The 1,929-nt window shown below is 69.3% G+C and carries 3 protein-coding genes; 1 reads left to right on the top strand and 2 read right to left on the bottom strand.

The genetic code is table 11. The features are described 5' to 3' along the window. Together pyrF and JCM9942_RS14885 are read right to left on the bottom strand one after the other, a co-directional pair. The coding region (gene pyrF, locus JCM9942_RS14880) for an orotidine-5'-phosphate decarboxylase (RefSeq protein ID WP_054660616.1) at positions 1-509 on the bottom strand (509 nt) is incomplete at its 3' end. Further along, on the bottom strand, positions 506-1,396 hold the full coding sequence (locus JCM9942_RS14885; protein WP_054660618.1) for a 5'-nucleotidase, lipoprotein e(P4) family: 891 nt from the start codon (positions 1,394-1,396) through the stop codon (positions 506-508). The genes pyrF and JCM9942_RS14885, both read right to left, overlap by 4 nt. Before the next feature lie 106 nt (positions 1,397-1,502). On the opposite strand from JCM9942_RS14885, the gene JCM9942_RS14890 reads away from it, so the two are divergent. Next, positions 1,503-1,929, top strand: a 427-nt coding sequence (locus JCM9942_RS14890) for a DUF480 domain-containing protein (protein WP_157722965.1), incomplete at its 3' end; no start/stop codon positions are given.

Here is a 1,929-nt window from a genome sequence, read left to right on the forward strand (position 1 = left end):
CGGATCGGCGCGGCCTCCTGGCCGGAGGCGATGACCCCGTCAATGCCGGCCCGCTGCGCGGCCAGCGCGCGTTCGACCACCACGTCCACCGGCTCGCGGTCGATGCCCATCTGCGCCAGATCCGGCCGCCCCATCGAGGTCAGCACGGTCACCGCCAGCAGCCGCATGTCCGAGGTGTTGGCCGCGGCGGCGGCCTCCATCATCGCCGGATGCCAGCCGTGGATGGTGCAGTAACTCACCGGCCATTGCGACAAACGACCGATAACACCGGCGATCGTGGCCGGAATATCGAAGAATTTCAGATCGACGAACACACGCTTGTCGCGTTTGGCCAGTGCCTCGAGCACATCGAAATATTCGCCCGAGGCGAGCAGCTCCATGCCGATCTTGTAGAACGACACGGCATCGCCCAGGCGCTCCACCCACTCGATGGCCTGCGCCTTGCCCGGCACATCCAGGGCGAAGATCAGGCGTTCATCGGTGCGCAACGGCAGCGGCGCGCGACTCATCGGGCCAGCTCCAGCGCCTCGCGCTTGGCGCCGTTGCGCAGGTCCGCCGGCAGCGACCAGGCATTGTTGAACGAGGCGCCCTCCCAGCCACCGTAGGTGGGGTTGGGCAGGATCCACCAGCGCGAGCCGATCCAGTCCTGGTGCTTGTCCAGCAGCGCATCGCGGTTGGCCAGGGTGTTGTCCTCGATCTGCAGGAAATCGGTGAACTGGTCACCGACCTGCATCAGCACGCGGTACTGCCGTGCGGCCAGCTGGCGGCGGCAGCCCTTCTCGCTGCCGACCTCGGTGCAGCCCGGCACCGGCGTGCCCAGGCCCAGATAGACGCTGTCATCGGCCACCGGGAAGCCGACCTTGCGCAGGTTGGCCACGGTGGCGTCCTTCATCGCCGCGGTGCGGTTGCTGATGTAGATCATGGTCACGCCCTTGGCCGCGGCCAGCTGGGCGAAGGCCACCGCGCCCGGTACCGCCTGCGCCTGCTGCTCGTCCACCCAGGCCGCCCAGGTGGCGTCGTTGTAGCTGGTGCCGTCGCGCACCAGGCGGGCCTGGTAGGGCGAGTTGTCCAGCACGGTCTCGTCCACATCCACCACCACCGCCGGCTTGAGCGTGGCCGACTGGTGGTTGCCACCCTCGTCCGGCAACAGTGCGGTCCAGTCCGGATCGGCCAGGGCGCGGTCCAGGTGCTCACCGGCCGATTTCCAGGTCTGCAACGCACTGGCGCGGTATTCCTGCGAGCGCTGCACCCACAGCACCGCGTTGAGGTTGTCGTGGGCGCCGTGGGCGGCCATGGCAACCGGCGCCGGCTCGCGGTGCAGACGGTCGGCGGTGGTGCAGGCGGCCAGCGACAGCATGGCGCCGGCCAGCAGGGTGAAGGCGGGGATACGGGACATGGGACTACCGGACTGTTCGAAAACCCGCGCAGTTTACCGGCTCCCCGCCTTGCCCGGGCCGGCGGCTCGGCTATCCTTGCGCCCCCGTGTGACCGGACCACCGATGATGACCGACGCCAAGCAGCCCGCCGACCTGCCCGTACTCGATGCCGCCCAGGCCCGCGTACTGGGCTGCCTGATCGAAAAAGAGGCCACCACGCCGGATACCTACCCGCTGACGGTCAACGCCGCGCAGGTCGCGGCCAACCAGAAGACCGCGCGCGAGCCGGTGATGAACCTTGCCGCCGGCAACGTGCAGCACGCGCTGCGCCAGCTGGAGGGTATGGGGCTGGCGCGCCAGCACTTCTCCTCGCGTGCCGAGCGCTATGAGCACCTGCTGGGGACCAAACTGGACCTGCCGCGGCAGCAGGTCGCGCTGCTGGGGCTGTTGCTGCTGCGCGGCCCCCAGACCGTGGGCGAGCTGGCCGCACGCAGCGAGCGCATGGCCCGCTTCGCCGACGCCAATGATCTGCGCCATCAGCTCGAGCGCCTGC

The sequence above is a fragment of the Stenotrophomonas pictorum JCM 9942 genome (assembly GCF_001310775.1).
Lineage (GTDB): Bacteria > Pseudomonadota > Gammaproteobacteria > Xanthomonadales > Xanthomonadaceae > Stenotrophomonas > Stenotrophomonas pictorum.

Excerpts from the sequence above, each read along its gene's own strand:
- JCM9942_RS14885 (WP_054660618.1), bottom strand. The coding sequence starts at position 1,396 with ATGTCCCGTATCCCCGCCTTCACCCTGCTGGCCGGCGCCATGCTGTCG.